Origin of the sequence: Agrobacterium rosae, assembly GCF_002915175.1 — a bacterium.
GTDB classification, from domain to species: Bacteria; Pseudomonadota; Alphaproteobacteria; order Rhizobiales; family Rhizobiaceae; genus Agrobacterium; species Agrobacterium rosae.
In genome coordinates this window covers 330,545-354,725 of sequence record NZ_NXEJ01000012.1, presented here as the reverse complement: position 1 = coordinate 354,725, position 24,181 = coordinate 330,545, and the positions used below count along the sequence as shown (strand labels likewise).

General features: G+C 54.8%; 19 protein-coding genes and 2 pseudogenes. 9 read left to right on the top strand and 12 right to left on the bottom strand.

What is annotated here, in order from left to right; genetic code table 11:
- Positions 1-432: 432 nt before the first annotated feature.
- From CPJ18_RS24435 to CPJ18_RS24415, 5 genes are all read right to left on the bottom strand, one after another.
- Positions 433-1,575, bottom strand: coding sequence for a Fic family protein (locus CPJ18_RS24435; protein ID WP_103660328.1), 1,143 nt, complete (start codon positions 1,573-1,575; stop codon positions 433-435).
- A gap of 475 nt (positions 1,576-2,050) precedes the next feature.
- Positions 2,051-3,175, bottom strand: coding sequence for an NAD(P)/FAD-dependent oxidoreductase (locus CPJ18_RS24430; protein ID WP_103660327.1), 1,125 nt, complete (start codon positions 3,173-3,175; stop codon positions 2,051-2,053).
- A gap of 35 nt (positions 3,176-3,210) precedes the next feature.
- The gene (locus tag CPJ18_RS24425) at positions 3,211-4,218 is read right to left on the bottom strand and encodes a Gfo/Idh/MocA family protein (protein ID WP_103660326.1); all 1,008 of its coding nucleotides are present in this window, start codon (positions 4,216-4,218) and stop codon (positions 3,211-3,213) included.
- Positions 4,219-4,245: 27 nt separating this feature from the next.
- Positions 4,246-5,760, bottom strand: coding sequence for an amino acid ABC transporter permease/ATP-binding protein (locus tag CPJ18_RS27510; RefSeq protein ID WP_077122434.1), 1,515 nt, complete (start codon positions 5,758-5,760; stop codon positions 4,246-4,248).
- Positions 5,761-5,863: 103 nt separating this feature from the next.
- Positions 5,864-6,703: an ABC transporter substrate-binding protein gene (locus CPJ18_RS24415; protein ID WP_103660325.1), complete on the bottom strand. Its 840-nt coding sequence runs from the start codon at positions 6,701-6,703 to the stop codon at positions 5,864-5,866.
- A gap of 223 nt (positions 6,704-6,926) precedes the next feature.
- Between CPJ18_RS24415 and CPJ18_RS24410 the strand changes: the two genes are divergently transcribed.
- The 4 genes and pseudogenes from CPJ18_RS24410 (at position 6,927) to CPJ18_RS24390 (ending at position 10,885) form a co-directional block, all read left to right on the top strand.
- Positions 6,927-8,003 carry a LacI family DNA-binding transcriptional regulator gene (locus tag CPJ18_RS24410; RefSeq protein ID WP_077122432.1) on the top strand — a complete coding sequence of 359 codons (1,077 nt, stop codon included), beginning with the start codon at positions 6,927-6,929 and terminating at the stop codon, positions 8,001-8,003.
- 329 nt (positions 8,004-8,332) lie between these two features.
- Positions 8,333-8,806 (top strand): Hsp20 family protein, encoded by a 474-nt coding sequence (locus CPJ18_RS24405; RefSeq protein ID WP_103660324.1) that lies wholly within the window; start codon positions 8,333-8,335, stop codon positions 8,804-8,806.
- Positions 8,807-8,882: 76 nt separating this feature from the next.
- On the top strand, positions 8,883-9,182 hold the full coding sequence (locus tag CPJ18_RS24400; RefSeq protein ID WP_103660323.1) for a DUF982 domain-containing protein: 300 nt from the start codon (positions 8,883-8,885) through the stop codon (positions 9,180-9,182).
- A 489-nt stretch (positions 9,183-9,671) separates the two neighbouring features.
- Positions 9,672-10,885: pseudogene (locus tag CPJ18_RS24390) on the top strand (IS3 family transposase).
- A gap of 386 nt (positions 10,886-11,271) precedes the next feature.
- On the opposite strand, the gene CPJ18_RS24385 reads toward CPJ18_RS24390, so the two are convergent.
- Both CPJ18_RS24385 and CPJ18_RS27695 read right to left on the bottom strand, forming a co-directional pair.
- Positions 11,272-11,949: a YciE/YciF ferroxidase family protein gene (locus tag CPJ18_RS24385; protein ID WP_077122942.1), complete on the bottom strand. Its 678-nt coding sequence runs from the start codon at positions 11,947-11,949 to the stop codon at positions 11,272-11,274.
- A 157-nt stretch (positions 11,950-12,106) separates the two neighbouring features.
- Entirely contained in the window at positions 12,107-12,364 is a 258-nt protein-coding gene (locus tag CPJ18_RS27695; RefSeq protein WP_103660322.1) for a DUF3253 domain-containing protein, read from the bottom strand.
- 801 nt (positions 12,365-13,165) lie between these two features.
- Between CPJ18_RS27695 and CPJ18_RS24375 the strand changes: the two genes are divergently transcribed.
- The 3 genes from CPJ18_RS24375 (at position 13,166) to CPJ18_RS24365 (ending at position 16,049) form a co-directional block, all read left to right on the top strand.
- Entirely contained in the window at positions 13,166-14,221 is a 1,056-nt protein-coding gene (locus CPJ18_RS24375) for an alpha/beta hydrolase (RefSeq protein WP_103660321.1), read from the top strand.
- 12 nt (positions 14,222-14,233) lie between these two features.
- Entirely contained in the window at positions 14,234-14,767 is a 534-nt protein-coding gene (locus CPJ18_RS24370; RefSeq protein WP_103660357.1) for a DUF4142 domain-containing protein, read from the top strand.
- 118 nt (positions 14,768-14,885) lie between these two features.
- Positions 14,886-16,049 carry a zinc-dependent alcohol dehydrogenase gene (locus CPJ18_RS24365; RefSeq protein ID WP_103660356.1) on the top strand — a complete coding sequence of 388 codons (1,164 nt, stop codon included), beginning with the start codon at positions 14,886-14,888 and terminating at the stop codon, positions 16,047-16,049.
- A 935-nt stretch (positions 16,050-16,984) separates the two neighbouring features.
- Here the strand turns inward: CPJ18_RS24365 and CPJ18_RS24355 are convergent.
- The 3 genes from CPJ18_RS24355 to CPJ18_RS24345 all read right to left on the bottom strand — a co-directional run bounded on the left by CPJ18_RS24355 (position 16,985) and on the right by CPJ18_RS24345 (position 20,171).
- Positions 16,985-18,211: a metal-dependent hydrolase family protein gene (locus CPJ18_RS24355; RefSeq protein WP_080803412.1), complete on the bottom strand. Its 1,227-nt coding sequence runs from the start codon at positions 18,209-18,211 to the stop codon at positions 16,985-16,987.
- Between the two features lie 46 nt (positions 18,212-18,257).
- Positions 18,258-18,734, bottom strand: coding sequence for a GAF domain-containing protein (locus tag CPJ18_RS24350; RefSeq protein ID WP_077122937.1), 477 nt, complete (start codon positions 18,732-18,734; stop codon positions 18,258-18,260).
- 66 nt (positions 18,735-18,800) lie between these two features.
- A complete protein-coding gene (locus CPJ18_RS24345; protein ID WP_167397976.1) occupies positions 18,801-20,171 on the bottom strand; it encodes an MFS transporter in 1,371 nt (456 codons plus the stop codon).
- 100 nt (positions 20,172-20,271) lie between these two features.
- Between CPJ18_RS24345 and CPJ18_RS24340 the strand changes: the two genes are divergently transcribed.
- A complete protein-coding gene (locus CPJ18_RS24340; RefSeq protein ID WP_080803407.1) occupies positions 20,272-21,195 on the top strand; it encodes a MurR/RpiR family transcriptional regulator in 924 nt (307 codons plus the stop codon).
- A 217-nt stretch (positions 21,196-21,412) separates the two neighbouring features.
- Here the strand turns inward: CPJ18_RS24340 and CPJ18_RS24335 are convergent, their stop codons facing one another.
- Entirely contained in the window at positions 21,413-21,727 is a 315-nt protein-coding gene (locus CPJ18_RS24335; RefSeq protein ID WP_103660319.1) for an addiction module antidote protein, read from the bottom strand.
- Between the two features lie 11 nt (positions 21,728-21,738).
- Positions 21,739-22,029: pseudogene (locus CPJ18_RS24330) on the bottom strand (type II toxin-antitoxin system RelE/ParE family toxin); the annotation flags it as partial.
- 879 nt (positions 22,030-22,908) lie between these two features.
- On the opposite strand from CPJ18_RS24330, the gene CPJ18_RS24315 reads away from it, so the two are divergent.
- Positions 22,909-24,174 (top strand): RhtX/FptX family siderophore transporter, encoded by a 1,266-nt coding sequence (locus CPJ18_RS24315; RefSeq protein WP_077122948.1) that lies wholly within the window; start codon positions 22,909-22,911, stop codon positions 24,172-24,174.
- Positions 24,175-24,181: the final 7 nt, after the last annotated feature.

The following is a 24,181-nucleotide window of genomic DNA, read 5'->3' as shown; positions in this document are numbered from 1 at the left end:
CTGGTACTAACGCCAGATCATCGCCTGGATGGCTCAGTTCGCGAAATGACTTGGCCGGACGCACACGTTTGCTCAAGACCACATGCGCACGAAATTTCTTCCCAGTTGACATGCCTGCCGAGCATTGGAGGAGGCATCCGGTCGTCAATGAGATCGGTCATGTATTCCGAAAGTGCTCGAAGTTGTCTTGCGTCTGTGAGCGGTGCCAACTTCATGTCGCAGAAACTGGAAATCTTGCGCCGAAAGACGATTGCCGATTGATCTATGCTCATTCAGGTTTCCCTTGCAGATTACAGTCCAGCCCGGAGGCGGCTTGCTAAGGGAATGAGGTTAACGAGGCATTAATATGCTGATTGAGTTGATGCGACTACGCCGAAGAGATGTGTTTTGCTTTCCGGACGAAGCGACATCGCGAATTCTAACGCCTCCTGATTAATCTCCTCTGGACAATTGGTTCACCGGAAACTCCACAATCAGCTCATAGGCTGTGCTGCGGCCTCCAGCGTCTCCCTTTCTCAGGATGCCTTTCTCTAACAGGTCTGCAATGTCGCGGGACGCCGTATCTTGAGATGCGTTCGTCAGCTTTGCCCACTTCGTCGATGTGAGCTTGCCTTCGAAGTTGCCCTCTAGCAACCTGTTGAGGACCTTAGCTTGTCGCGGGCTAAAATCATGCGCAGCATGCTTTTGCCAAAAGTCATTTTTCAGCATGACGTTGTCAAGAGTTGCCAGCGCGCCTTCAACAGCGTTGCCCAAACGATCCAAGAACCACTCAACCCAGCTTGTTATGTCGAGAGATTCATTGCCGGTGATGAATTGCAGGGCTTCGTAATAGCCAGCGCGTGACCTCTCGATAGCGGCGGACATAGAGTAAAGTCTTTGTGCCCCACCACCACTCCGTGCAAGTGTCATGTCGGCGATTGCACGGGTAATGCGACCGTTGCCATCTCCGAAAGGATGGATGGCTACGAACCAGAGGTGGGCGATAGCCGCTTTGACAAGAGGATCGAGATCATGCGTTTCGTTGAACCATTCGAGGAAGGTCGACATCTTACGTTCTAAGCGGTCTGCCGGCGGCGCGACATAGTGAACTTTCTCGTATCCGAATGCGCCTGACACGATTTCCATACGACCGCCCGAGTCGTCACGCCAATCTCCGACACGCAGCTTGTGACCCCATTCGTTTCGGCCAGTGGGAAAAAGCGCTGCATGCCATTGAAATAGCCGCTCTGCCGTCAGTGGGTATGAGCAATTGATCGTGGCGTCGAGAGTGATTTGGACAATACCCTCAACAGACCGGTTCGGGGTCACGAAGCCATCGATGTCGATACCAAGCCGTCGGGCTAACGATGATCGGACCTGCTGTTCATCCAAGCGCTCCCCTTCGATCGCCGAGGATTTAACGACGTCGTCTGTCAGCGCCTGTAGAAACGCTGCCTCGCGTGTGCGAAACCCAAGGCTTTCGACGCGGCCGATGAGGCGCCCCTGATCGAGTCGTACGGCTGAAAGCCTTGATGCAAAGTGCTCGAACTTCCATCGAAACTTCGGCCATTGAGGAGATTGCCAGATATACACCATAGTTCAAAGTACGCGCCGAATGCGGAGAATAGCAAGTTTAATCTCCGCAGTTATGCGGACTTTATAACACTTAATCTCCGCACGGTGCTTCAATCAGTGATGCTAGCTGGCACCATGAGATGACGACCGATCGATCAGACAATCTCTCAACCGGGAAAATTAATTAGCAGGGTCGCTGGTTCATATCCCTTCAAGGCGATGGAATTGGCAAGTCCGCGTGATCAGCTCTATTTCGACGTTACCGGCCCAGAGAAGTGGTTTCCACCTGCTTGCCGAGCTTCTCAGCTGCCTCAAAGTCGGCGATGAAGAGCGTCGCTAGCAGCATAACACGACTTGCAACGGATCACATCACGTGTTTGGCCATCTACGCCGAGGATGGTCTCCGTCAGATACACCACTTTACCCAAACCCTGTTCGCTTATGGATGACGGACATGCGCGGCGGTGCCCTATTATGAGTGCCGCCGCGTGGGTGCTCAAGCGATGAAGCGTTCCGGTCGAAACGTCGCTAGAAGCGGATGTCGGTTGCCTGTCGCCATTTCGTGGGCTGTCAATTCGCCAATAATGAGGCCGAGAGTGGCGCCGCTATGGCTAAATGCGACGTGGCAACCTGGGACATTGGGCAATACCCCAAGCACTGGCTCGCCGTCACCTGGTATAGGCTTACGGCCGGCACTGTAGGAGGCCATTTCCAGCTTTGGCTGTCCGGCCAACACAGTGGAAGCTTCCGTTAATAATCTGTCTATGGTGGATTGTTTGACTTCGTAGGAGCCGTCGGCGCGCGTCACAACCTCATCGGCTGCCCAATCCGCGTCGATGGCGAAGGTAGCGTCGGGGGCTGGGCGGATGGCAACACGGGGCGTGTTGAGTACGGCTTTCAACGGATGGACGATCGGTTTGGTGGTCACTAGAAGGGCGACAGGGGTGCCGTCGTCAATTTTTTCACCGAGTTCGGCAGCCATTGCTGGAACAGCGGGTCCGGTTGCGACGAGAACCGCATCAGCGATATGTCGCTGGCCTGCCGACGTCTCCACGCCAATAGCTCGCCCTTCTTCGACAGCAACCTGCGCCTTACCCTCGTCGGAGATGAGTACCCCACCGCGCGTAGCAAATTCTATCATCAGATGACCGATAAGCGAGGGCAGATCTACCCATCCCTCGCCGGGATTGAAGATCGCGCCGATCCCAGTGATCGCTGTTGTTTCGACACCGGGCGTCATATTGGCTACGTCGCCAGGGGGCATATGCTGCGCGTCATAGGCAAGCGACACCTCATGGGCATAGGCCGCCGATATCTCGTTGCCTTCGCCTTCCGGGTCCCAAGTCAGACCACCATCGAACTTGAGCCAGTCGACCGGACCAAGCTGGCTTGACAATGTCCGGTACCGGTCGATCCCGGCCATGCGCAGAAGGTGATAGGGGTTCGAGCGCATACGGGCTGAATTGAGCCACGAAAGCGAGCGGCCAGAGGCCCCGTTGGCTACAGGGCCGTCGTTAATAAGGGTAACGGTGATGCCTCGCCGCAACAGATTTACGGCTGTTGAGACCCCGAAGATGCCAGCGCCGATGATAACGACTGAAGAGATTGTATTTTTGGACATAGGATTGTCTTTCACTCAGATTGCTATGCATAAATTCAGAGGGTTTCCCAGCGGCCGGAGATGGCCGAGCGAAAAAGAGCGTCGATTGCCCTCATATTGGCGATGGCGTCATCGAGACCTGGTAGGGGCGGCGCGCCAGAGAGAATTGCCTTTGCGAAAGCGTCGGCCTGCAGGCGGTACTGGTTGGCAGATGCAATCTCCATCACCTCGCGACCGGAGCCTGAAAGATCGCGTCCATCATCCACGGTGATTGTGGTGGTGGCGTCGAGCGGAGCATTAAACGGCGCATCGATTTCAATACGGCCCCCTGTTCCAAGCAGCGTTACCTTTTGCGTCAGAGCCAACTTTGTGGAGCAAGTAAAGCCAAGTTGACACCCGCCGGGAAACTCGAGAAGACCGCTGGCTAGCCTGTCCGTTCCGAACTCTGGATCACGGTCGAAAAGGCCGATCGCGCGAAGGGGTTCGGCTGCGAAGGCATAGCGTGCTATGTTGAGGGCATAGCAACCGACATCGTAGAGGCCACCACCGCCAGTGCTTGGCTGATTGCGGACATTTTCCGGATCGTCCAGAAAATACGAGAACAAAATCTGGATCGCTCGCAGTTCGCCAATACGGCCGCTGGCTATAAGCGCTTGCACCTTATGCCATTGCGGATGATGACGGACCATGAAGGCTTCCGCGACCGGCACCCGCAGGATTTTGGCCGCTTCGGCAAGCGCTTCGGCCTCGTCAGCTGTAAGTGCGATGGGCTTTTCGCAAAGCACTGGTTTGCCGTGCTGCAACGCCTTCAGCGTCATCGGTACATGCAAATGGTTAGGAAGCGGATTGTAGATAACATCAATATCGGGATCCAACAGTAACGCATCGTAGCTGCCGTAGTAGCGCGGGATGGAATGCGCCAGGGCCACGGCCTTTGCCTTTTCGAGCGATCGTGAAGCGATTGCCTCTACACGCCCAAGCATGCTCGTCTGTATTGCTGGAATGACCGTACTTGTCGCGATGTCGGCGCATCCCAATACGCCCCAGCGGAGTGTCTTCGTCATGTCGATCCTCTCTTTGATGGCGGTCGGTCACAATACTTCGGCGAGGAAGCGGCGTAGACGGGGGCTTTGCGGGTCGTCGAAGATCCGGTCTGGCGTGCCGGTTTCCACCACGCGACCTTCGTCCATAAAGACGACCTGATCGGCGACGCGTCGGGCAAAGCCCATCTCATGGGTGACGACCACCATTGTCATACCCTGCCCACCAAGCTCCGCCATCAGGTTTAGGACACCCTTGACGAGTTCGGGATCAAGCGCGCTCGTCACTTCGTCAAACAGGATGACTTCTGGTTCCATTGCCAGGGCCCGAGCAATAGCCACGCGCTGTTGTTGTCCGCCGGAAAGACCACCGGGCCGATGATGTTGGCGACTGGCCAGTCCCACATCGGCAAGGCGTGCCTTGGCAATGCGCTCTGCCTTCTCTCGGGACATTCGCTTGATTTTGGTCAGGGACAACATGACGTTGTCGAGCGCCGTGTGATCGGGAAACAGATTGAAATGCTGGAATACCATCCCAACGCGCCGCCGAAGTTTCTCGGGCTTCATTGCAAGAATATTGTCACCATCAAGCAGAAGCGTGCCGCTCTTTGGTTCTACCAATCGGTTGAGGCAACGTAGGAGCGTGGATTTCCCAGAACCTGACGGGCCTATGATGCAGGTTACGCTGCCCGGCTTGATCGTGAGGTCGACGCCTTTCAGCACCTCCAACTCGCCGTAGGCCATGGTCAAATCCCGAACATTGATGCTCCCGCCCTTGAATGCCGCGTTGGTATCCTTGGTCTGTTGGGCCCGGTCGAGTTCGGAGACCTCTTCCAGACCGCTGGTCAGGGTTGTCGACTTCTGCTTGCCAATGCGCAACCGCATATCGATGGTGTTGACCACGTGCGTCAGCGGTACCGTGATTACGAGGTAAAAAATTCCGGCCAAAAGCAGAGGTGACAGGTTTCCTGTAACAACGGCTTGGTCCTGTCCAACGCGAAAGATTTCGCGCTCAGAGGCGAGCAGGCCCAGGAAGTATACGAGGCTAGAATCCTTTACGTTACCGATGAATTGGTTGACCAGAGCTGGAAGCACGCGACGAATGCCCTGCGGCACGACGATGAGCCGCATGCCCTGACCGTAGCTCATGCTGAGAGCGCGTGACGCTTCCATCTGCCCTCGATCAACGCTTTGAATCCCCGAGCGGAAGATTTCGCCGATGTAGGCACCGGCGATAAGGCTGAGTGCCAGAATGCCAAGAGGGTAGGGAGATGGCCCAAACAGATCTCGTCCGATGCGAGCAAAGCCCTGACCGATGAGCAGGATGGTAACGATGGCGGGGAGGCCGCGGAAGACGTCGGTATAGATACGCGCGGGAATCCGCAGCCATGGCGAGCGGGATATCCCCATGATTGCCAAGATCATGCCGATGATAACCCCGAACACTGTCGATGCAAAAGCAAGTATCAGCGTATTCTTAAGCCCAACCGTGATCATCGCGGGCAAAACCTCGGCCATGGCATTCCAGTCGAAAAAGCTTCGACTGATATTATCGAACCAGTTCATACAGTCTTCCTTCGAAGTATCTTTACCTGCAGGGCAGGGCGAGGAAACGTGGCGATCAAGCGGTCGCTTGAGAGCCCGACCGTGAGGCGGTCGGGCCACCGCATTACTTCTTGGGGAGATAGGCTTCGGGCATCGGAGAACCTGGGAACCACTTTTCGTAAAGCGACTTCCAGGTGCCGTCCTGCATGGCGTCATGCAAACCCTTGTTGAAAGCAGCCTTTAGCGCGTCATTACCCTTGCGGATGACGAAGCCTGCGGGGGCATCGGAGCTTGGAATGTTGATTGCGATCTTCAACGCCGGATAGCGGGCCGTGTACTCCTTGGCGGCCTCGTAGTCGAGGAAGTGGCCATCTACGGTGCCATTGTTCAGGCCGGAAATGGCGGAGTTGTTATCGGGAAATTTGACGAGGTCTGTTCCGGCAAAGTTTTTCTCGGCGTATATTTCCTGCAACGTACCCTGTACCACGCCCAGGCGTTTGCCTTTTAGCGCTGCCGCATCCTTGATAGCAGCATCGGGCGTGACGACCGACAGATATCCGGCGAGGTACCCATCCGAAAAATCAACTGTCTGCTTGCGTTTGTCGGTCGTTCCAATGGCGGCGACCGCAACGTCGAAGCGTCCATTGGCAACCGACGGCATCAGCGCTGAGAACTCCTGGCCTGTGAAAATGACCTGGTCCTTTTTGAATCCCATCCGCTCTGCAACATTCAAGAAAAGCTCAATATCGAAGCCGGTAAAGGCACCGTCCACTGTGGTAAACGTATAGGGCTTTGCGTCTCCCATTGTGCCGACGCTGATCGTCTGCGGGTCGATCAATCCGTAAGGGTTTTCAGCCGCTCTGACAGCGGTTGCTGTTCCGCCGGCCAGCACAAGGCTGAAGGCGAGCGCTGCGGTGCGCATTTGCGCTGAAAACGAGAATTTTGGCAGGGCAGAAATCTTCATTTTTGTTCTCCGTCTCTGGTGGTTGTTTGCGGATCGGTTTTGCATGACATGGAGCATTGGCCGACGGAGGTTGCCCTCAGTCGTCACTTGCGTCACGGCCCGGTTTCTCAATTGGTATTCCACTGAGACCAGTCTCTTTTGAATTGAGACCGGTCTCTTTGTGGTTTTATGATTGTTATATTCGAGTTGACCGCTCGTCAATATCTCTTGTAAAGCTTAATCCATGAAAGAAATTCAGCCAAAGAATACTGCTACGACGGTGGCCGACGTTGCACGTTCAGCGGGGGTATCGAAAGCGACAGCCGCCCGCGTCCTCGGTGGGTACGGTACTGTCAGCGATAAGGTCCGGGACGCTGTCGAGCTTGCTGCGAAAGCGCTCGATTACCGCCCAAACGAGCTAGCGCGCAGCATGACCACCGGCCGGTCTGGCACGATCGGTGTTGTGGTAGGTGATATTGAAAACCCGTTCTTTGGCTCGGCCGTACGCGGCATCTCGGATGTCGCGCGTGCGGCAGGCTTCAACGTGGTACTGGCCACTTCGGGAGAAGATGTTGACGTCGAGCGCGCGGCTGTCAAGACGCTTGTTGCCAAGCGGGTCGATGGGTTGATCGTCTCGCCAGCGCAGGAGAGTGAGACCGAGCATCTCAAGGAACGAGGACGTGCGGGCCGACCGTTGGTTCTCCTTGATCGCGCCATTGCGACACTGGCAGTTGACAGCGTCACGACCGACGATAGAGCCGCGTCGGAAGCCGTAACACAGCTGCTGCTTGATCGTGGTCACCGCCGTATCGCCTATGTGACGGCTTGCGACACGCCCACGCATCTCTATCACAATATTGGAGACATCCTGACTGCTTCCGTGAGAGAACGCATCGAGGGTTTCCTTCAGGTAGGCGAAGAGGCCGGGATTGATAACATGCCCCAATGGGTGCGCTTAGGGGCGAACACGCCGGAGGCAACGCGTCAACTGACTATCGGTTTACTTAGCGCCACTACGCCTCCGACGGCGATCATTGCCTCAGATAGTCTCATTGCAATCGAGGTGTTCAAGATTGCACGCGAACTTGGCATTATTATGCCGGAGGCCCTCTCGCTCTTGACATTCCACGATGCAGCCTGGACAGCGGTGACAACTCCGCCTGTTACGGTCGTTCGCCAGCCTGTCTACGAACTGGGCGAAGCCGCCGCCCGGATGCTGATCGAACGGTTAAGCGGAAACGATAGTCCTCCGCGCCAGGTGGTTCTTCCTACGACACTGATTGAACGTGGCTCAATCACAACTCTTTATACAGGGGTCTAAACCTCAATTCTGATAGATGTGCTGTAACCTTAAATCTCGGAAGCCGATGCTTCAGGCTCCGATAAACTCCCACGAGTTCAGTCCAGTCGTCCCACGTATCACTTGATATCGGATTCGGGGAAAGCGCCGGGATCGTCGGTGATCCGCCGTCGCTACGCGCGAGTATCGACTTCGGCAATAAAGCTAGAATTTTTTTGCCCGAGCTCTTGAACCCGAAATTGTGAAAAACCAAATCGATTGCCGCCAGTCGCTAGTAAAGGGCTGGTCTTGCTGGAGGTGCCGTGTTTCGGCGCTTCCGTACCCCATGTTGCTTCAAGGAGGATATGGCTATGGCAACATCTTACGACTACGCACCTCTTTTCCGCTCGAGCGTTGGTTTCGATCGGGTCTTCAACCTTCTGGAAAATGCCCAGCGCGCGCGCTCGGTCAGCGATTGGCCGCCCTATGACATCGTCAAGACTGGCGATGACAGCTACCGGATCTCTGTGGCTGTGGCAGGCTTTGCGCAGGAAGACCTCGACATCACTTTTCAGTCCAACCTACTGACCGTCACGGGCAAGAAGCAGGAGGCAGCAAATGATGGCTACCTGCATCGCGGCATTGCCGGCCGTCCTTTCGAGCACCGCTTCGAACTTGCCGACCATGTCAGGGTAAACGGAGCGGATCTGGCCAACGGTCTTCTGTCCATCGATCTTGTTCGTGAGATCCCCGATGCCTTGAAACCGCGCAAGATTTCCATCGAAAGCGCACCCACGCTGACATCAGCTGCTCCGGCGCAGATCGAAGCGCAAAAGGCAGCTTAAAGTTCATTGTCTGCTCAACAAGAGGGTGCCGTTGCAACGGCACCCGTCAACATTCCGGGTAGGGAAGGAGAGAACAATGAAACCCGAAATTTTCAGACAGCCCGTTTCGATTATGGTGGGCCTCGGATTTCCGGCTGAGGTTCGAAGCGTGATGGACGCTTACCGACATCTTGTCGAATGGCCGCCATCGCAGAGGGACAGCGCGCACTCGGTCGCGCTTAAGGCATGCAGTGCCGCGCTACGCGGTGAAATCGAAGCCGAGACGGCGCGCAGCTTTTTTGCTGCTTTTGCCGAGAAACACGATCTGATAGCGCGGGAAACAGACTCGAGCGCTGCGTGGCGTTGGTGCCGAAACAAAGATCCGCACGTGCTGTGAGGTGACGTGATGATGCACCATATGCTCTAGAACACTGCCAACAACGCGATGAAACGAACGGTCCTGGTTAAGGTCAATGAAGCCGAACAGCTCGCGACCTCTCGAGGAGAGGACGTGCTGTACTTATGTTGTGTGCCAGAGCTACGCACATTCTATGGCAGCCTTTGATGGACGAGATCGAGTCGAATCTTGGCCGGGAATAGGCACGCGTTTTTGAAAAGTCGATGACGCAGAAAGCTCTGGTTCTGTAGTGGACGTTAGCTATATTGCGGCCACAGCGGCGGCAGACGGTCTCGCGATCTTAACTCGCAACGTAAGCCCGTTTTAGGCTACTGGGCTGGAAGTGATCAATCCCTGGTCCAGATGAGGACAGTGCTAATCTGATTATCCCAAGTTCACCCCGCTTCAAGGCACCTGAACTGCCCCCCCATTTCGACCGGACAGTCGGCATAAGCAGAAAGGCTCAAGCACAGGCTTGGGTATAGGCTTATGTCTAACGAGTATCGACACGTTGAACTGCTGACGGGAGATGTGCGCCGCAGGCGGTGGACAACCGAGCAGAAGCTGACAATGATTGAGCAGAGTTTTGAACCAGGCGAGACGGTATCGTCCACCGCTCGCCGCCATGGCGTTGCGCCCAATTTGCTTTATCGGTGGCGCAGGCTTTTGAGCTAGGGAGGTGCTGCAGCCGTGGATTCTGACGAGCCGGTGGTCGGCAATTCGGAAGTGAAGAAACTGGAAGATCGCGTCCGCGAGCTGGAGCGCATGCTCGGCCGTAAGACAATGGAGGTCGAAATCCTCCGCGACGCCCTTTCCAAAGCGGACTCAAAAAAACGGATATCGCGGCCGATCTTGTTGCCGAAGGACGGTTCGCGATGAAGGCCGTCGCAGACACGCTAGGCGTCTCCCGTTCCAACCTCATCGAGCGGCTGAAAGGCAAATCAAAGCCGCGTGGGCCCTACCACAAGATCGAGGATGCAGAGCTTCTGCCCGCCATTCGCAGGCTGGTGGATCAAAGGCCAACCTATGGCTATCGGCGGATCGCCGCGCTTCTCAATCGCGAAAGGCGAGCCGCCGATCAGCCTGTCGTCAACGCCAAACGGGTTCATCGTATCATGGGCAACCATGCCATGCTGCTCGAGAAACATACGGCCGTTCGCAAAGGCCGCATCCATGATGGCAAGGTCATGGTCATGCGCTCTAACCTTCGCTGGTGCTCGGACGGTCTGGAGTTCACCTGCTGGAATGGCGAGATCATTCGTCTCGCCTTCATCATCGACGCCTTCGACCGCGAGATCATCGCTTGGACGGCAGTCGCCAATGCAGGCATCTCCGGCTCTGACGTGCGCGACATGATGTTGGAGGCAGTCGAGAAACGCTTCCGCGTAACCCGAGCCCCCAATGCTATCGAGCACCTCTCGGACAATGGTTCGGCTTACACCGCGCGGGAGACAAGGCTGTTCGCCCAGGCACTCAATCTGATACCTTGCTTCACGCCGGTCGCCAGCCCGCAGTCGAATGGCATGTCGGAAGCTTTCGTCAAAACGTTGAAGCGGGACTATATTTGGATATCCCAAGTTCCGGACGCCCAAACAGCGCTCCGGCTCATCGACGGATGGATCGAGGACTACAACGAAATCCATCCCCATTCCGCGTTCAAGATGGCTTCCCCTCGGCAGTTCATCAGAGCTAAATCAACCTAGCCGACCTGTCCGGTGAAATGGGGTGCACTCCAGCACCGTTACTTCGTGTCTTGATCAAATTGATCACGGGTCTGGCAAAAAAATTCCGCTGACCATAGGCAGTGCGAGAGTTGGCTTCTCTGCAAAGCCGGTGGAGCCGCGCCACCGTAGACGCATCAGCACATTGGCGGGGGCGGCCAGCTGCGCTAACCAAATCATCGGCTCAGGCCATTGCTACGACTAAAGCGACAGTCACAACCACAAGATAGACAATACTGAACATAGAAGCGCAGCGATTGGATTTAAGTCGTGGAACGGCTTCTTTGTGCCTCTATGTTCTCTTGACAGAGTGCGAAGGAAGGCTGGCCAGCATGGCCGCGGCCAGCCCTTTGTGTTGACTGAGCAGCTTACTCGTCGTCGTACTCAGCTGCAGCAGCGTTTACAGAGTCCTCGGCAAGCTCTGTAAGACTGGTATCTGCAGCTTTTTCTTGAGCGAGAATCTCGTCGATGTGCTTCTTGGCTTCGTCCATACCTAGAGCGTCTGCGAAGGCGCTCATTGAGCCATAACGGGTGATCTCATAGTGCTCGATCGCCTGGCAGCTGAAGATGATAGCAGCATCTGCTGCTACGCTCGAACCAAAATCGTCCAGCAGGCTTTCGCTCTCCTCCAAGATACCGTCTATGGCATCACACTTTTCCGCTTTTGCACGTTTGCCCAGGAGCTCGAAAATTGCTTCCAGCTTCTCGATCTGACCTGCAGTTTCCTCGCGATGCGAGGTCAAGGCCTGAACCAATTCTGGATGATCCGCAGCCTTGATCATCTTCGGTAAAGATTTGTAAATTTTCTTCTCAGCGTAATAGATATCACCAAGCGCGTGTTCAAATAGGTCGGAAAGGCTCTTGTCATCCTTTGCAGAAGCTCGTGCGACCGTACGGGAGGCGGACTTTGTTGCGACCGCCTGTGCTCGCTTTTTACGAGTCTCAGCATTTGCAGCTACACTTTTCGTTCCGGAAGCTCGCGCAGTCTTTTTTGCGACGGTTTTCGAAGACTTGTCATCCTTGGTGGCTTTTTGAGCAGTTGCCATATCGTTTCTCCCTTGAGGCAGCCGTGTATCCGGCGACTGTGAACGAGCCTTGGCACCTTATGTTCCAACCCCCGAGAATAACTACGCTGACCCGTATCTAAGATGTAGCTACTGTTCTCAACTCCATCCTGATTGCCTCATTGCGATAATAAGCCCGTCAGTGATTGCCCTTGGGACCGCCTATTCTGTAGGGACCTTTTCGCTCCGGCATCGCGAGCGACTTCCAGGTAAGGCTAATCTCCGATCGCGCATTTAAGGCATCGACCGCTTCGTGGACAACCGGCATATATTTGCGCCATTCAAGCGGGGCACCGTCATTCTCCGCAAGACTTCGCGCCACTTCGCTCGGACAGGTTGTGGCGCTAGGTCGACGTGTAACGAATCCTAAAATCGTGATTTCTGCATTCGGTTTCATTCGTTATGCCGTCAGTCAGCTACCTCAAATGTGAACGTATCACAAAAACCCGATTTTTTTAGTCTGTAAATATGCGCGCAATAAACGCTGCTAGATCGCGCAGGCGTTAGGAAGGTCGGTACGGTTTCGCCCCGGCATTTTTGTTGAAGTGGGTAACCGGATGGGCTGGGCCAAGTGTCTCAGTCAGTGAGCTCGAGCTATTTCTGAGACACAGATAAAAAATTGGTCCAACATTCGTTGTTCAAATCCCATTACCAAATATACGAAGTCCGAAGTTGGACTTTGCACTGCGAGGCTCTTAGAGATCGGACGCGATCTAGCGTCAAGCAACAGACGGGCAAAGGGCTCTATTCCACTCACGAGCTAAGGGCGGTTAAGGGCAAAGCTCAAGCTGACGTGTTCCTATGTTGGGCGCATCCGAGGCCTCTGGGCAACATTCGCACAGAGTATTGGCAGTGGCGTTGCACAGCCGCACGAGCCGCCGACATTCGCACGATCACAGTCGCGGTTGCCGACTTATATATATGACCGCGATTGACGAGGAGCGTGTCTGATGCCGTCGCAATCATGTTAGGTTTTTTGGGATATTTGAAAATACGGATCACGGTGAAACTATAGATCACGGGAACTAAGGCTAATGTCGACAGAAGGTTTCAATAGAAATCTAAGTTGAGAAGTTACCACCTGTCTATCTTCAATCGGCAATTTTCATCGTAAGCCAAAAATAATTTCTCTTCATGTATTGTAGGAACTTATGCGTCGCGCCCCGGTTTCAGGATCTATGAAACGGGAGAATAGCGAATGAATATCCGACCACGTTACTATGGTACCGCAGCCCTTGCCTTGATCCTCCCGCTCGCGACGGCAATGCCGTCTATGGCCCAGGAGATGGGCAAGCCGACCATCGAGATGCAGGCCGTTCTGGACAAACTGGGTGCGCTTGATGCCAAGCCGTTTTCAACATTGGCCGTACAGGAAGCGCGCGCGCAGGCAAGCCCAGCAGATGCAGCACATGCTGTGCAATGGGATAAGCGCTTGTCTTCAAATCCAGAAGCGCAGGTAACGACAAAAGACATCGCAATTCCCTCAAAAGAAGGAGGTCTTGCTGCACGTGTCTACATTCCGGGCGGAAATGGACCGTTCCCCGTAGTCGTCTATTATCATGGCGGCGGCTGGGTCGTTGCCGATATCAATGTCTATGACAGCGCCCCGCGTGCACTGGCTATGGGAGCCAACGCCATTGTCGTTTCTGTCGAATATCGTCATGCGCCAGAACACAAGTTTCCTGCGGCTCATGACGACGCATGGACGGCCTATAAGTGGGTGGTGGAAAATATCCACGAGCTGAACGGCAACTCGGATAAAATTGCTGTCGCTGGCGAAAGCGCAGGCGGCAATCTTGCGGCCAATGTTGCGCTAATGGCCAAGGATATGAAGACCAAACAGCCGGTTCATCAGCTGCTCGTCTACCCAGTTGCCGGTAACGATATGGACACACCGTCCTACAAGGAAAATGCCAACGCCAAGCCGCTTGGCAAGGCCGACATGGAGTGGTTTGTGAAGAACACTGTTTCCTCCAAGGACGACACAAAGGATCCACGGATCAATCTCAACGGCCGTTCTGATCTGGCAGGTGTTGCCCCTGCAACCGTAATCCTCGCGCAGATCGACCCTCTTCGCTCCGATGGTGAAACATATGCATCCAAGCTGAAGGATGCCGGGGTGGCGGTGAATACCAAGACCTATAATGGCGTGACGCATGAATTCTTCGGGATGGGCAAAGTGGTTCCTGAAGCCAAGCAGGCGGTCGATCTCGCTGTCGCCGATCTCACCGCTGCCTTTGCCAAAGCCAAGTAAGGATTAATGACCATGAAGACTATTTTCAAATCGACCCTCACCGCCATTGCCTTAGCGTCCTCCTGCGCGTCGATGGCAACAGCCGCCATGCCCGCAAGCGCCGATACTGCCGCCCCTGCGATGAACATGGACAGAACGTCTTTCGTCAACGTCGTGACCAGCTCCAACGCCTTCGAAATCGAGTCCAGCAAGCTGGCCGAGCAAAAGGCCCAGGATGCCGACGTCAAGGAATTCGCAAAACAGATGATCGCCGATCACACGATGGCTGCGGAAGAACTGAAAAAGGTAGCCAAGCTGGGTGATGAAGCGCCCAAGCTTTCGCCGAAACATGCCGGAATGCTCGAGATTTTGAAGGGCGCATCCGACGCAGAGTTCCAGCCACTGTATATCGAGATGCAGACCACAGCGCATATGGAGGCGGTTACGCTATTTGCAACCTATGCAAAGGGCGGTGACGGTGCTGCGGTAAAGGAGTTTGCTACCAAAACTCTTCCAAAGCTCGAAATGCACAAAATGCATGTGATCAAACTGGTTGCTGCACACTGATCGATCGCTTGGTAAGCCCGGCTATGGCGCTGGGCAAGCCTGCGACCTCGGCGCACGAAGGGCGGCGTTCTGGCCCCCATTTCCAACGCCCATCATCGAAAAAATCGGAGGATTGAACGTGAAAGCTTTAACGTGGCACGGAAGCGGAGACATTCGCTGTGAACAGGTGGACGACCCCATCATCCAGGATGATCGTGACGCAATTATCAAAGTGACGAGTTGCGCGATTTGCGGCTCCGATCTCCATCTCTATGGCGGTTTCGTTCCCGGAATGCATGCTGGCGACGTCATGGGCCATGAGACCATGGGCGAAGTCGTTGAAGTCGGCCGCGGCAACTCCAAGCTGAAGGTTGGTGACCGGGTCGTTGTGCCGTTTACCATCTCCTGCGGCGATTGCCGCATGTGCAAGTGGAACCTGTTTTCGCTGTGCGAACGATCCAACCCTAATGGTGGCGAGCAGGCGAAGCAGATTGGTTACCCAACGGCGGGATTGTTTGGCTATTCCGAAACATACGGACGTTTCCCAGGCGGTCAGGCCGAGTATCTTCGTGTGCCTTATGCTGACGTGGGACCAATCGTGGTGCCGGAAGGCCTGAGTGACGAGCAAGTACTTTTCCTGAGCGATATCTTTCCGACCGGCTACATGGCTGCCGAAAATTGCGACATCAAGCGGGGCCAGACCGTCGCCGTGTTCGGCTGCGGTCCTGTTGGGCTGTTCGCCATAAAATCAGCTTTCCTTCTGGGAGCAGAACGGGTGATTGCGATAGATACAATCCCTGAACGCCTCGCACTCGCACGGCAATCCGGTGCGGAAACGCTCGATTATTCCGACGAAGGTCTGCAAGAGCGCATTCTCGATATGACGAATGGTCAAGGACCTGATGCCGTCATCGAAGCGGTTGGCATGGAAAGTCACGGTGCCGGTGGGGTTATGGAAACCCTTCAGACCAAGCTGACCTCCATGGAACGGCCCTATGCTCTAAGCCAGGCGATCCTTGCTTGTAGACCCGGCGGCACCGTATCTCTCCCGGGCGTGTTCATAGGCTCGGCGGTTCCTGCTCCGCTTGGCGCCTTGGTGGGTAAGGGGCTGACCTTGAAGACAGGGCAAACGCATGTCCAGCGCTATCTGGAACCGCTCATGCAGCTGATTGTCGAAGGGAAAATCGATCCTTCCTTCCTGATCACCCACCGTATCGGGCTTGAACAAGGGCCGGAGGCCTATAAGTCGTTCCGCGACAAGACAGACGGTTGCGTGAAGGTGGTTATAAAACCCCACGGCTGAGGTGTGAATAAAGGTGCCCGCTGTCTTCTCAGGATAGCGGGCACGGAATTTCCTATGGGCCGAGGCGCTGCGATCAACACAACTCTAGCCACAATACGCCTGGAAATATGATCACGGTTGCGAAGAGACCCGCGGCTGCGCATTAGCGCCTGATCCTTGTGATCGCAAACTGTCCAGTCTCTATTCGTCCGGCCAGCGAATACATAGCGACTGAAAGAATGGCCGACACTGCTACGATTGCAACGAGTATCACTCGTAAAAGGAGAATGCCGACGATAAAAGCATTATCCCGGTCCGCCGTGAATCCCGTTGGCGTCCGAATGCGGAGAATAGCAAGTTTAATCTCCGCAGTTATGCGGACTTTATAGCACTTAATCTCCGCACGGTGCTTCAATCAGTGATGCTAACTGGCGCCATGAGATGACGAGACCGATCGATCTTATTCAAATCGCCCCAAGATATTGCCTTAATAAGACAATCTCTCAACCGGGAAAATTGATTGGCAGGGTCGCTGGTTCATATCCTTTCAAGGCGTGGGAGATCGAAAGCGGCCTCCTATCGGATGACGTTTAACCAGCGTCCCGTGCATGCTTCTTTTTGATCGCTGCGACGGTATCGTACCGAGCGGCAGGCGCAAAGGGCCGTTGGCAAAGGGACCTGGACCTCAACCAGCTTTTGAGGGCCCGCGGGTTGGTTATGGCTGGGGGCGGCGCTCACGGTTCGCACCTTGCCGACAATGTCTGCACAATCGCTGACAACAGTTTGATTGCTCACCAAACCGATCGTTGATTGCTTTCGGATGCGGGCGTTGGCGACGACGGGGTCGTCCCTTCAAGAGCCCGTGTGGTGACGATGGCGCCAAAGCCACGGGAGGCGCCGCTCGCCCCAATTGTCAAAACAAGGCAGAAATCAAGACCAAGAGTAGTCCCGGAATATCAAAGACCTTTGACAAATTCTCCGCCTTTGAGAATAAACGGCATATGTTGACCCTGGCCGGTTAACAAAGACAGGTTCTCAAGAGGATTGCCGTCGACCACGATAAGGTCTGCAAATGCACCAGCGGCGACGGTTCCGAGCTTGCCCTCGTAACCCAGGGCTTTTGCGGCATCGAGCGTGGCGGATCGAATGACGTCTGCGGCGGGAAGGTGCTCGCCCCGTAGAACAAATTCATCTGACTGATGCTCATGCATTTCTCCGAGAAGGTCGGTGCCATAAACCATCGTTACACCCGCTTCATGTAGAACCTTGAGGGCTTTGAAACCCGCGCTCCGCACGTCTTCAATCTTCGCGACAGAAACCGGTGGAAGGCCGAGTGATGCGCCGTCCTTGGCCAGACGATCATAGACGATGTTGGTCGGCACGACGAATGCTCCGCGTTCGCGCGCCAAATTTGCCGTTTCAGGCGTGATCAGATTGCCATGCTCGATTGATTTGACGCCGCATTCGATAGCTCGGCGAATTGCAGCATCCGTGTAAAGGTGAGCGGCAACATAGGTCTGGGCATTCTCCGCCTCCTCGACAGCCGCAAGCATTTCATCTCGCGAGAAGCCAAGGTTTGCGATAGGATCGGTCGGCGATGAGACGCCACCATTTGCCATGAGCTTGATGAATTGCGCGCCACCTTTGATTTCTTCGCGGCAGGCTTGACGAACCGCATCGACGCCGTCGCAAATACGCCCCAAAGCTCCCAGTTGATCCGGGTAATGTTCAACCGAACGACGATTGAACCGGCCTCTATAGTCGGTATGGCCACCGGTCTGGGACAGCGCCTTGCCGCAAATGATCAATCGTGGACCGACGATTGCTCTTTCTTGCAATGCCTCCACCAGGCCATGATCGGCGCCGCCAAGGTCACGAACAGTCGTAAAGCCGCGCATCAACATCGCCCTCATGATGTTGGCAGACCGTAACGCTACCAAAGAATTAGGCAAGTCCGCGTTCGCGCCCAGATCGAGTTTTGTGGCGATAACATGCACATGTCCGTCGATCAGGCCCGGCAATACAGTCTTGCCTGTAAGATCGACCACCTGGTCAGCCTGCTCTATTATCCCGCTGCGCACGTCCACGATGAGATCGTCCCGGATAAAGATATCAACCGGATCAGCTGGCTTATTTTGTGAGCCATCAACGATGCAGGCATTTTTTAGAAGAATTGTCGTCATCAAGATTTGCTTTCATTCGGACTGCTATGGGTACGCCAAGAAATTTTTAAAAGTGCCGAGCCGCCTGCAGAAAATAGGGGATGATCCACGGCGCGAAAGCTTCTGCACGAGCCAGATGGCTTTCGTTATATTCACCTGCGCGGTGGGTAAGATTGATGGTTCCGATGCATTCGCCATTGAATACAACGGGTACGTTGATCTGTGTTCCGCCGCCAAGGCTCGCGATCAGTTCATGATCGAAAAAAGCCCATTTCAAGTCGTCCATGTCTTTGGCAAGAAAGCTCTTCTGTTCGCCAATCACATGACGCCCCCATGGCGTATCGGTCATGGGTTTGCGTCCGGATACTGGATAGTGGTCAACATCGGACGAATAGATGCGAACGACCTCATCGCTATCGACCGCCAGAAGCGTAAAAAGGATATGCCCCACCTCCTGTTGCAACAGCGCGTCGAGCGCCTGAAAGAAGGGCTGAGGCTGATTGCTCTTTTTCATTGCCTGGTAAAGCGAAATGTCATTTTCCATACGGGTTCCTTTCCCATTCCGGGGAGCGACAGGCGCCGCTCCCACTTGCCACAACAGAACGCCGTTTCAGTTCGAGCGTCCGGTGAACTCTTCAGCCTCGATTTCCTCAAGCGAGCGGTTCTTGGTCGGAATACCCAAAAGCAGAACCGATGCCGCGCCGATCAGCAGGATGACCGTCGTCATGCCAAACACGCCGGCAAAGCCACCGATTGGATAAACCGCGCCGACGAGGATTGGTGCTGCTATGCCGCCAATTCGACCAATTGCCGATGCGGTGCCGACACCCGTCGCGCGGATACGTGTCGGAAACACTTCCGGTGTGTAGGCATATTCTCCAGCCGCAACACCATTGATAAAGAAGGAAAGTGTCATGGCGAGCGCGATAACCTGATTGTCACCTGTGGCGAAAGCGAGCGATAGCGCCGATACAGCGGCCAACGCCATGTAAAGGACGATGGTGTAGGGGCGACCTATCTTTTCGCAAAACCATGCAGCGGTAAAATAGCCTGGAATTTGCGCGGCATAGATGAGAATGGAGAAGGAGAAGCTCTTCGTCATCGTCATGCCTCGTTCCACCAACAGGCTCGGAATCCAGGTCATGAACGCATAGATGCTAAAGGTAACCGATACCCACAACAGCCACGTCATGATGGTGATCCGCAAGAACCGTGGCGACAGGAGTGTTTTAAAATTCTTGAACAGAGAGGTGTTTGGCGTTGCTGCAACGTGGGGCGCAGAGGCAGCTGTTGGTAGTGACACACCACGTTTGTGGTAGTCATTTTCAATCGCCGTGACGATTTCGTTGGCCTCGTCGTATCGGCCCTGGCTTTCAAGCCAGCGCGGAGATTCTGTCAGACTACGACGCCACCACAGAACAACAATGACAGGCATGGCCGTCACGATCAGTGCGTAACGCCATCCATTTTCAGACGTCGGCACCAAGAGATAATTGAGCACCGCCGAGATCACGAAGCCGAATGAGAAGAAGGCTGCGAGCGAAGCGGTAAACCTGCCGCGATATTTGGCACCAACGAATTCCGACAAGAACGGCGCGATGATCGCAGCTTCTGCACCCATCCCGATACCGCCGATCACACGAATTGCGAAAAACTGATGCCAGTCGTTGACCGCAGCACCTGCAAGACTCGCGAGGCAGAACAGTACCAGAGCCCAGAGCATTACATTTTTGCGGCCATATCGATCACCAATCGCTCCCGCGATCAAGGCACCGATGAGAAATCCGACGTAAGTGCTGCTGGCGAGATAACCGACCTGCAGACTGGTCAGTTGCCACTGCGCACGCAAGGCGGGAAGCAGGAAAGCGATAATACCCGCGTCCCAGGCTTCGAACATGTAACCAAGGCCGCCCATCATCAGTAATTTATATTGGAACCGGCCGACTGGCAGCCTCTCCAGTCTCGCAGCGGTGTTATACATTTCCTGTTCCCATTATATAGTGTGATCGCTCACCGCGCCAATGCGGATTGCGCGCGCAAAGTTTTGTCGCGCAATAAGTTTTGCACAGGAAGATTTAATAATGCAATATGCAAAGAACGCTGCATCCGAATTTATGCAGTCGCTTGAGGACTGGCTGCGTCACCTCGATGAAAAACATGAGCTAACGCCAGCCGCGCACGAAGTTGTTCAAGCCGTGATCAATGATCCGCGACATGCGTCCTTTGCATCTGCAGCAGAGCTTGCAATGCGAGCCAACGTCAATGTAGCGACCATTACGCGAACGGCTCAAAGCCTGGGTTTCTCCGGCTGGCCGGATCTGAGACAAGAAATCCGCGCCCGCTTTATGAGCAAGCTTTCTGCACCGGAAGTTAGTGTGGTGCATCAACAGGAAACCGGTTCGGAACGGCCCTTCGACGCGGCATTGAACCGTCAGATTGAGCAACTGACGGCATTGCGGAGACGAACGGACAGGCAGTCTGTCCGCGATGTTGCAAAAACTATTGCAGACGCCAAACGACGCATTGTGGTTGGGTCCGGCAGCTTTGCATCGATAGCCAACATCCTCGCGCACCACGCCACGCTTTGTGGTTATCGTACGGAGCTGGCTACGGATGGCGTGATGATCGCTAACGCACTGGGTGATGTGAAGGAAGGTGATGTCGTCGTTATCATCACCTTCTGGAGGCTTTATAATTCCGCCATTCGTGCCGCGCGACAAGCCAAAGAACGCGGTGCGACGACGTGCATAATCACCGATGCCGCTGTCGATGCCCTCGCCGAAAATGGCGACCATCTCCTACTGGCACCAGCAGAAAGCACGTCGTTTTATACAACTATCTTACCGGGCATCAGCCTTGTGGAAGCAATTTCAGCGGAACTCGGTGCCCTTGATCCCGCGATGAGCGCTAGATCCATCGCAAATTTTGAAGAGCAGTGGCTAAGTCAGGATTTGCTCTTTACGAAGACCGCGCCCATGGCAGGAAAACCCTTTGATAAAATTTGAACATCCGCGCCCACTTCGGGATTTGATGCTGGGCCATCGAATGCAACGAAACGACTGGCCCTAAGGTCGGAATCGTATCAGTAAATTTTCTGATGATCAGCTTCGTCGGGAGAAGAGCAGGTCGTCGGTTTACATCTCTTCAAGGCGCTCTCGTCCAAAAGCGCTACATCAATTAGGCCGCCCCCCTCGCCACTACCCGCAACTGATGATGCAAGGGTCACTTCACTGCGGCGGTCGATCCCCTGTCGGATTTCAAAACAAGATTTAGCCTGTAACCAAGTGCGTCAGCTACCTTTGCGATCGTCCCAAACTCTGGATTGCCATCCCCACTTAATGCCCGGTAGAGAGCAGGTCGTGTAAGTCCGGTATTCCGAGAAAGGTCTGACATGCCGCGCGCGCGCGCGACAACTCCAAGAGCGCGAGCAATATGGTTTGCGTCTCCATCTTCGCTAGCAGCTAGAAGATATTCAGCAATCGCTTCCTCACATCCAAGGAATTCGGCGGAGTCGTACTCAAACGTCTCAAGTGGCATGCGATTACTCCTTTTAATTGCTGTGCTAGTTTTTTAGCTAGTCGAATGTCTTTGTCCTGCGTACTCTTGTCGCCACCGCAAAGAAGAACATAAACGACCGACCCGTCCCGGACAAAATAGACACGATAACCAGGCCCATAATTAACGCGGAGTTCACTCACGCCTTCGCCGACTGGCTTTACATCGCCAGGATTTCCCGCAGCGAGACGGTCAATGCGGTCGGCAATTCGAGCCTGAGCACGAAAGTCTTTTAGCGTTTTGATCCAGTCCGCATAATCACGGGTGCGCCTAATCGTGAACATGAGTTTATGTAACCCATAGGGGACATAACTTCAAGGCGGCGCTCTGAGTGCTGGATGTTTTGATTTTTTATCACAAATGTCAGCCATATGATTACCGCAGGTTCAATCTTCATCACATCAGAATGGCCTGTTTTTCCTGTTGCGGCTGTCCATAGCGGTTTGCCCGCTTTGCGTGGCCCAAGACCGAGCATTCCGAGCGCAAATTGATGCAAAGACACGTGATCCAAGCGACGGGGTCGCCGGTTCGTATATCAACAAGGCGGTAAATACAGATTGTGCCATTGTACAACATGTAAGTGCCGCATATTTGGAACATGTATCATCCAATGTGCGGCCTAACGCATACCCACATAAGGGAAACGACGTTCGCAGCAACATCTGGCGGTGCTGGAACGATGCCGCTTCTAGCATTTTGCGACGGTGCCGATTTGCTTGAGGTTGGCATGATTGAGAGGGTGGGGGCGATGGACCTTGACGGATCGGCCATCTCGGGACTCAACTCCGACCAGACCAGGGATGAGGTGCTGGAGGCGAGGGTAATCGCCGCCAGACGGTCTGTTTCATTCGCAGATAAAGTTCACGATTCGGCGGTGCGTTTTCCTGAACCCTGATTGCGCCTGATACGATGTCCTCAAGGTTTTCTGTCAAACGGAGTCGGCCCAGCGGAGGCTGAGTTTGAGCCACCTTTGCGCCGTGAAAGTCCCCGCTTACATTCACGGTTCGTTATTGTCTTAATCGGGTTCGCTCACATCCAAGCTTTCGGGATTGTCTGGAATTAAATATGATAATAATACTCCTGTTTAATTTACCGGTACGCGATGGCGTTTGACGCCCACCTTCTGGGCTTTTGCGATCCCGGCCAAACAATTCGGTTCCCGCATGGCAAACATCGATGAGAAGATTTCTGACAGCGCTGTTTTGACCAAGCCATTCGAGCGACGGTTGGTGGGTGTGTTGGGCGGCCTTTATCTTGCTCAGGGCATTCCGACCTATCTGCTGCTGGTCGCCCTGCCGCCGATCATGCGAGAAAGCGGCGCGTCGCGCACGGCTATCGGGTTGTTTTCTCTGCTGATGCTCCCCCTGATCCTGAAGTTTCTCGTTGCGCCATTGGTTGACCGCTGGTCTCCCTGGCCTAAGATCGGGCATCGCCGGGGATGGGTGGTGCCCACCCAGCTTCTGGTGAGCGCCGGTATTGCCTCGATGGCTCTAGTCGATCCCAGCAACGTTTCGGTTCTCTTTGCCATTTGCATTTGCATCACCGTTACGTCCTCCATTCAGGACATTGCGACTGATGGCTATGCGGTGCGGCAACTGACGGACAGAACACGGTCCATGGGTAATGCGGTGCAGGCTGGGGCCGTAGCGCTAGGCGTGATCATCGGCGGAACGGCGGCTCTGGTCGTGTTCCATCTTGCCGGATGGCAGACCATGATCCTTCTGGTTGCCGCCTTGTCTCTTCTGCCGCTTACCGCTGCCGTCGCCATGCAGCCGGAAGCGCCAACTGCGGCGAAAAGCCAAAAGCCTGCGAGCTTGCTCGGCTTCTTCCGTCGCCCGAATGCTTGGTTGATCCTCGGTTTTGCGCTGACATATCGCGCCAGCGAAGGTCTCGTGCGCGGCATGGAAGGCACTTATCTGGTCGATATCACTGTGCCAACGGACTGGATCGGTTATCTCTCCGGCGGTGCTGCCGCAACGGCTGGCCTGATTGGTGTGGCGATTGCCGCATTTCTCATCCGCAAGGCTGGACTGACCGTAACGCTTGTTTTTCTGGGTGGTCTGAGAAGCATATGCTTTCTGGCATTTGCGCTGAACGCAGCAGGCGTTCTCCCCGGTATCTGGGTGGCGCTATCGGCTTCGGCGTTTCAGACCCTCATCCGCTACATGGAACTCGTCGCCATCTATTCCTTCTTCATGAAATCCTCATCGCATGATCAGCCCGGCACGGATTTCACCATCCTGACGTGCGCGGAACTCATCATCTACATGGCAGGTGCATCCGTGGCCGGTATCGTTGCCGACAAGCTGGGTTACTCCGCGCTGTTTTCCACGGCGACCGTCATCTCTCTTGCTGGCATGGCACTGTCAGTGTGGTTTCTCCAAAGGCTCGGGCGCTGTTCGCTGGCACCTGTTACGGCAGGTGTCTGAGCGAACG

Coding starts and splice junctions, on each gene's coding strand:
- CPJ18_RS24355 (WP_080803412.1), bottom strand. CDS start 18,211: ATGACGACAATTCTTCTAAAAAATGCCTGCATCGTTGATGGCTCACAA.
- CPJ18_RS24340 (WP_080803407.1), top strand. CDS start 20,272: ATGCAATATGCAAAGAACGCTGCATCCGAATTTATGCAGTCGCTTGAG.
- CPJ18_RS24315 (WP_077122948.1), top strand. CDS start 22,909: ATGGCAAACATCGATGAGAAGATTTCTGACAGCGCTGTTTTGACCAAG.
- CPJ18_RS24375 (WP_103660321.1), top strand. CDS start 13,166: ATGAATATCCGACCACGTTACTATGGTACCGCAGCCCTTGCCTTGATC.
- CPJ18_RS24350 (WP_077122937.1), bottom strand. CDS start 18,734: ATGGAAAATGACATTTCGCTTTACCAGGCAATGAAAAAGAGCAATCAG.
- CPJ18_RS24425 (WP_103660326.1), bottom strand. CDS start 4,218: ATGACGAAGACACTCCGCTGGGGCGTATTGGGATGCGCCGACATCGCG.
- CPJ18_RS24410 (WP_077122432.1), top strand. CDS start 6,927: ATGAAAGAAATTCAGCCAAAGAATACTGCTACGACGGTGGCCGACGTT.
- CPJ18_RS24385 (WP_077122942.1), bottom strand. CDS start 11,949: ATGGCAACTGCTCAAAAAGCCACCAAGGATGACAAGTCTTCGAAAACC.
- CPJ18_RS24430 (WP_103660327.1), bottom strand. CDS start 3,175: ATGTCCAAAAATACAATCTCTTCAGTCGTTATCATCGGCGCTGGCATC.
- CPJ18_RS24370 (WP_103660357.1), top strand. CDS start 14,234: ATGAAGACTATTTTCAAATCGACCCTCACCGCCATTGCCTTAGCGTCC.
- CPJ18_RS27510 (WP_077122434.1), bottom strand. CDS start 5,760: ATGAACTGGTTCGATAATATCAGTCGAAGCTTTTTCGACTGGAATGCC.
- CPJ18_RS24400 (WP_103660323.1), top strand. CDS start 8,883: ATGAAACCCGAAATTTTCAGACAGCCCGTTTCGATTATGGTGGGCCTC.
- CPJ18_RS24345 (WP_167397976.1), bottom strand. CDS start 20,171: ATGTATAACACCGCTGCGAGACTGGAGAGGCTGCCAGTCGGCCGGTTC.
- CPJ18_RS24415 (WP_103660325.1), bottom strand. CDS start 6,703: ATGAAGATTTCTGCCCTGCCAAAATTCTCGTTTTCAGCGCAAATGCGC.
- CPJ18_RS27695 (WP_103660322.1), bottom strand. CDS start 12,364: ATGAAACCGAATGCAGAAATCACGATTTTAGGATTCGTTACACGTCGA.
- CPJ18_RS24405 (WP_103660324.1), top strand. CDS start 8,333: ATGGCAACATCTTACGACTACGCACCTCTTTTCCGCTCGAGCGTTGGT.
- CPJ18_RS24435 (WP_103660328.1), bottom strand. CDS start 1,575: ATGGTGTATATCTGGCAATCTCCTCAATGGCCGAAGTTTCGATGGAAG.
- CPJ18_RS24335 (WP_103660319.1), bottom strand. CDS start 21,727: ATGCCACTTGAGACGTTTGAGTACGACTCCGCCGAATTCCTTGGATGT.